The sequence below is a fragment of the Methanosphaera sp. WGK6 genome (genome assembly GCF_001729965.1).
Taxonomy (GTDB): Archaea; Methanobacteriota; Methanobacteria; order Methanobacteriales; family Methanobacteriaceae; genus Methanosphaera.
Genome location: NZ_JRWK01000024.1, coordinates 1 through 6,772 on the forward strand (window position 1 = coordinate 1; position 6,772 = coordinate 6,772).

The 6,772-nt window shown below is 31.1% G+C and carries 5 protein-coding genes; 3 read left to right on the forward strand and 2 right to left on the reverse strand.

The window, feature by feature from the left end; genetic code table 11:
* Positions 1-141: 141 nt before the first annotated feature.
* Together radA and NL43_RS07945 are read right to left on the reverse strand one after the other, a co-directional pair.
* Positions 142-1,098 carry a DNA repair and recombination protein RadA gene (gene radA, locus NL43_RS07940; protein ID WP_241776245.1) on the reverse strand — a complete coding sequence of 319 codons (957 nt, stop codon included), beginning with the start codon at positions 1,096-1,098 and terminating at the stop codon, positions 142-144.
* A gap of 32 nt (positions 1,099-1,130) precedes the next feature.
* Complete coding sequence (locus tag NL43_RS07945) at positions 1,131-3,518, reverse strand: OB-fold nucleic acid binding domain-containing protein (RefSeq protein ID WP_069593519.1); 2,388 nt, start codon at positions 3,516-3,518, stop codon at positions 1,131-1,133.
* A 491-nt stretch (positions 3,519-4,009) separates the two neighbouring features.
* On the opposite strand from NL43_RS07945, the gene hacA reads away from it, so the two are divergent.
* The 3 genes from hacA to NL43_RS07960 form a co-directional block, all read left to right on the forward strand.
* Positions 4,010-5,266: a homoaconitase large subunit gene (gene hacA / locus NL43_RS07950; protein WP_069593520.1), complete on the forward strand. Its 1,257-nt coding sequence runs from the start codon at positions 4,010-4,012 to the stop codon at positions 5,264-5,266.
* 21 nt (positions 5,267-5,287) lie between these two features.
* Complete coding sequence (locus NL43_RS07955; RefSeq protein WP_069593521.1) at positions 5,288-5,788, forward strand: 3-isopropylmalate dehydratase small subunit; 501 nt, start codon at positions 5,288-5,290, stop codon at positions 5,786-5,788.
* Between the two features lie 13 nt (positions 5,789-5,801).
* The coding region (locus NL43_RS07960) for an isocitrate/isopropylmalate family dehydrogenase (protein ID WP_069593523.1) at positions 5,802-6,772 on the forward strand (971 nt) is incomplete at its 3' end.

The window sequence follows — 6,772 nt, forward strand, 5'->3', positions numbered from 1 at the left end:
CAGATAAACTTATTTTAGAAAATTAATTAAACAAAGATATTTAAAAAGAAGTTATTAATATACAATATCATAAAATTAAGTTAAATTTTCAAAAAAAAATATTATTTAAAAAAAAATGAAATGATGATACTAATTAAATAATTAGTCTACTAAACCTTCAGTAGTTACTTTAAACACAGTTTCACCCTCAGGTAAATGAGGACTATCTACAAGACGTGCAATTCTTTTTCCAGATAATCCTTTTTTAAGAAGTATTCTGTATGTTGATGCATGACCAAGTACGTGTCCCCCTACTGCTTTAGTAGGTGTTCCAAAGAATGCATCAGGTTTAGATTGCACTTGATTTGTAATTAAAACTGCAACATTATATGTATTTGCTATGGTTTGTAAAGTATGTAAATGTTGATTTAATTTTTGTTGACGAGTTGCAAGTGATTCACGACCCACATATTCTGCTCTAAAATGAGCCATTAATGAATCTATAACTATAAGTTTAACTGGAACTCCACTTTGAATAAGTTCATTAACTTTATCTGCCATTAATATTTGATGACTACTATTAAATGCTCTTGCTACATGAACTCTTCTTAACACATCATTAACATCTAACCCAAAACCAGATGCTATTTGAGTTACCCTTTCTGGTCTAAATGTGTTTTCTGTATCTATAAATACAACATCACCATCAAGTCCACCTTCTTCTATAGGTAATTGTGTTGTCACTGAAAGTTCATGAGATATTTGGCTTTTTCCAGATCCAAATTCACCATATACTTCTGTGATAGATTGTGTTTCAATTCCACCACCAATTAATTCATCTAATCCTTTACTTCCAGTTGTGATTCTTCCAACATCTTCTCTTCTTTCCATTACTTCAAATGCAGTTTCAAAGTCTATTTTTTCAGCTTGTCTTGCTGCTTCAATAACTTTTGCTGCTACACCTTCACCAATTTCAACTTTTACACTTAACTCTTTTGCTGTTGCTGTTGCAAGACGCATCATATCTCCAAATCCAGCATCTCTAAGTTTTTGTGCTGTTTTTTCACCTACACTAGGTAAATCTTCTAATTCCATTTTCTTTTCTTCTTTTTCTTCCATATCTGCCATGTTATCACCATTATTTCATTAGCTTATACAACTATTATTAGTTTTCTTACATTTAATCGGATATCTTCATCGTATTCATTATAGTTTGAATCTGCAACAATTGTTACTTCATGACCAATTAAATCCTCCATTTTTCCAGACATTGATGATTCATCACCAGTTTGACTGAATATACTTACTACTTCATCAGTTGTAGCTCCAATTAATTCTTCTGCTTCTTTTCTAAAGAATGTTGCTTGGATAGTGCCTGTTTCATCTTGTAATGTTGTTGCTATTATCATAAGATAGTTTGGATCTTCTATTTTTTCTCCACAGAGATCACACACATAACCTTCTTCATCTTGAATTATACGTTTATTACAGTTCGGACACATTGCATATATTATTTTTTCTCCATTAATTTCCTCAATGATTCCTTTAACTTTAATATGTTTATCATCCTCTTCAATATCTTCTATTGCTTTTTCAACATAAAGTTTTGTTTCTATTTCATGTATTGAAGGCATGATTTCTGCTTCTTCTGTTCTTGCTTGTCTAATAGTACTATTATTACCAATAGATAAACGAAGAGCAGTACCTTGTAAGTTTATTGTTGGATTTTCTATAATTATTGCTGATCCTTCTTGGAATTTTATTTCTGTATCTTTATCCCATAATGATACTTGGATTTCTCCTGTTTCATCAGCAACATTTATTGCTCTTACTCTTCCATCTCTTCCATCAGTTCGAGTAAATGTATTTACATCATTAATACTTGTGATTCTTACTCTTAGTTTTGTATTTTGTTCTCCGTCCTCTAATTGACTTATTGTTCTATCATTATATCTATCTCGTTCAAGTGCTTCATATGATGGAAGATTTATTATTTCTTCATCAGATGGTATTGTAATTCTTGATGAACGACCTACGCTTAAATCCATCCTTCCTTGACCTAAACGTGTTTGTGCATTTTCTATTTTTATTGCATCACCTAAACTCTGACTAATATCTACTTTATCGTCCCATAATGAGACATTTATTGAACCTGTTTCATCGGATAAAGTCATAGATCTTACTTGTCCTTCAGTTCCATCTACTCTTTGGAAGGCTCTTATATCTCCTATTGATAATATTCTTCCTACAATGTCGATTTCTTGTCCTTCATCTATTTCGATATTGGATGCTTCACTTATTTTAGTTAGTTTAAATTTTTCTATTTGTGAAAGTTTTTCTCGAAGTTCATTATCTATTTCAGGATTCATTACTATTGAAGCATTCCAACCCGTGTTTAATCTGTAACCATTTCCAGCATATTCATCAAATTCAATATTTCCTCCTTCTATTTTTATAATATCATTCTTATTCATAGTGATTTCTGTTTCTTTGTTCCATAATGTTACTCGTATTGCTCCAGTATCATCAGTTACTTCTATACTTTTTACTTGTCCTTCAGTACCATCATTTTTACTGAATGTTATGGTGTCATATATTTTTGTTACTATTCCAATTATTGTAACATTTTCTTCTTCATCAGCATCTCCTATTTTTAGAATTGTTTCTTCAAAGTCGGGTACATCATAGTCGCCTTTTACTATTCTTCCATTCCAACTATTAGATAGAGACATTTGATCATATCTTGACTGAGCTCGAGCATTTATAATTTTTATTGTATCATGTTCTTTGAGTTCTAATGTTTCTACAAGTGTTGTGTCATTATTCCATAGGGTAAATTCCATATTACCTGTTTTATCCATTATATCAATTGTTATTATTTTTAATGTTCTATCATCTTTTTGTATTTCTCTAAGTGTGGATATTTTCTTAATTCTTACAATTATATTATATTCACCATCTTCTATTATTTCTCCAAGAGGTGTAATTATTTCCTCATATTTTGGAAGAGATAAATCTACTTCTTCAGGCATTACTTGTATGGATGAATTATTTCTCATTTGTACTTCAAGATCACCAGTATAACCTGTTTTTACTTCTAAATTATTTATTTTGACAATATCTCCTTCATTAATCCTATTCATATATTTCATATTGTCTGTCCACATAACCACTCTTATTTTTCCAGTACTGTCTTCTACTGTAAGATTAGCTACTTTTCCTTCACGTCCTTTTTTGGTAGTGAATGTTTTTATATTGGATATTGCCAGCAATCTTCCTTGTATGCTTATATTACCATTTCCATCCACAAGAGATGATATTTTTTGCACTTGATTAGTATGAGTTTGTTGTATATTTTGACGTCCTGCATGTTTTTCTACTGCCATATTCACAATTTGTTCTTCTGTGATAAATGGTGCGTCACTGTTTTCTTCTTTAATTTCTTCAATATCATTTAAAAAGTCTTTATATTCAACTTTTTCCTTAACTTCTTGATATCTATCTTTATAATATTCTTCTAATTCTTTTTCAGAAGGCATTTTTTTAGTTCTCCTATTTTTATCAGTAGAGTTTAAAATATTTATATGTAGTTAATAATTATTAATAAGAAAAATTATTCTAGTATAAAAAGTTAAAAAAATTATATAATATTATTATTTGTACTTACTTAGATTTTTGTATATAATATATAAAGGTTTTTAGGGTAATATTTGAAAAGTACTATAAATTAACTATTTTTCAGCATATATTTTAATTATTTAGTTATAGATTTATTTTATACAAGAATTTTATATAAAAATGTTTAATATTAACTATTTTTTATTGAAAATTATATGATAATATTAATTAGTTAATAAGTAATACTTATACTTTTTTAAAAATAAGATAACAATAAAAATAATAACTTAAGATTACCAAAAATATATATAAAGTGAACTTATATTTTCAAGATTTCAAAAATAATTATATAACACTATCACTTTAAAGATAAAAAAAATTCATGTTATTATTTAGGGAGGTAACAAATAATATGTCAATGACAATGTCTGAAAAAATATTAGCAAGAGCTTCAAACAATAAAAAAGTAGAAGCTGGAGAAATAGTCATGGCAGATATCGATACTGCTATGGTACATGACCTTACAGGTCCTCTAACACTACAAGCATTAGATCAGATAAATACTGATAAAGTATGGGATCCTGAAAAAATAGTTATCCCATTTGACCACCAGGTACCTGCAGATACATTAGATGCTGCAGCAAACCATCAAATGCTAAGAAAATTCGTGAAAGAACAAGGAATTGAAAATTTTTATGATGTATACGAAGGAGTATGTCATCAAGTACTACCTGAAAAAGGACATGTACTACCAGGAACAGTAGTTGTAGGAAGTGACTCACATACCTGTACCCATGGAGCATTAGGTGCATTTTCAACAGGAATTGGTTCAACAGACATGGCAATGGTATTTGCAACAGGACAACTTTGGTTTAAAATACCAGAAACACTGCAATTCCAAATCAATGGAGAATTAAAAGAAAACGTAACTAGTAAAGATGTAATCTTAAATATCATAGGACAAATAGGACAAGATGGTGCAAGATACAAGGCATGTGAATATGCAGGAGAAACTGTAGAAAAAATGGATATGTCCGACCGTATGGTACTAAGTAACATGGCAATAGAATGTGGTGGAAAAACAGGACTTATAGCAGCAGATAGAGTAACACAAAATTATCTTAATGGAAGAACAAATAAAGTATACACACCAGTTACAACAGACCCTGATGCACCAAGTCTTGAAGTAATGGATATTGATGTGTCAGACCTTGAACCTCAAGTAGCATGTCCTAACTATGTAGATAATGTGAAACCTGCTAGTGAAGTAGAAGATGTTGAAGTTGACCAAGTATTCATTGGATCATGTACAAATGGAAGACTCAAAGACTTACAACAAGCTGCAAAAGTACTGAAAGGTAAAAAAATTAAAAAAGGAGTAAGAACTCTTGTAATACCAGCATCCAGAACTATATATAAACAAGCATTAGATCAAGGCCTAATGGACATATTTATAGATGCAGGAGCTCTAATTTGTAATCCATGTTGTGGACCATGCCTCGGTGGACATGTAGGACTTATTGGTGATGGAGAAGTAAGCTTATCTACATCAAACAGAAACTTCAAAGGAAGACAAGGTAGTCCAGAAGGAAAAGTATACCTTAGTTCACCAATAGTAGCAGCAGAAAGTGCAATAACTGGACATATAACAGCACCAGAAAAAAACTAATTTCATAAAGGAGACGATAAAATGGAAAAAATTATTGAAGGAAGAGTTTTAAAACTAGGTGACGATATAGATACAGACAGCATATTACCTGGAAGATACCTAACATTAAGTGAACCAGAAGACCTTGGAAAACACGTAATGGAAGGATATGATTTAAACTACAAAGATAAAATCCAAGAAGGTGATGTTATTGTAGCAGGATCCAATTTTGGATGTGGATCATCACGTGAACATGCACCAATAGCACTTAAAGCAGCAGGAATACAAGCAGTTGTTGCAAAATCATTTGCACGTATATTCTATAGAAATGCTACAAATATAGGTTTAGCATTAGTAGAAGCCCCAGAAGGTCCTGATGAGATTAATGAAGAAGATATTGTAGAATTAAATCTTGAAGAAGGAACACTAAAAAATGAAACTCAAGATAAAGAATATACAACTACAAAACTTCCAGAATTCATGTTTGAAATTCTTGAAAATGATGGACTAATAAACTACTTAAATAAAACAAGATTTGAATAAAGAAGGAACAAATATGTACAATATAGCAGTTATTCCAGGAGATGGAATAGGACAAGAAGTAGTAGAAGCAACAATAACCGTATTAGACAAACTACCAATTGACTTCAATTACACATATGCTCAAGCAGGAGACAAATGTAATGAAGAACAAGGTGTACCTCTTCCAGAAGAAACTATAAAAATAGCAAAAGATGCAGATGCAGTACTATTTGGAGCAGCAGGAGAAACAGCAGCTGATGTAATTGTAAGACTCCGAAGAGAATTAAATACATTTGTAAATCTCAGACCAGTAAAATCCATGCAACCAGAAAAATATGGAAATATTGATTTCATGATTGTACGTGAAAATACAGAAGATTTATACATAGGTGATGAAGAAGAAACACCAGAAGGAGCAATTGCACGTAAAAAAATAACAAAAGCAGCATCTGAAAAAATATCAGAATATGCATTTAAATATGCAAAAGACACAGGACGTAACAAAGTAACAGCAGTACACAAAGCAAATGTACTTAAATTATCTGATGGTTTATTCAAGAAAACATTCTATGAAGTAGCAGAAAAATACCCTGATATTGAAACAAATGATTTCTATGTTGATGCAACAGCAATGTATCTTATAACCAACCCATTAGACTTTGAAGTTATTGTAACCACGAACCTTTATGGAGATATTTTATCAGATGAAGGTGCAGGACTTGTGGGTGGACTGGGAATGATACCTTCTGCAAATATTGGAGATGAAAATGGATTATTTGAACCAGTACATGGTTCAGCTCCAGATATTGCAGGTCAAGGAATAGCAGACCCTGTAGCAACAATATTATCTGCATGTATGATGCTGGACTATCTTGGTGAATCATCATATGCACGTAAGATAGAAGAAATAATAATAGAAGTTATTCAGGAAGGAACTAATGTAACACCAGATCTTGGAGGAACTGCATCCACACAAGAAATGGCTGAATACATTGCAAGTAAATT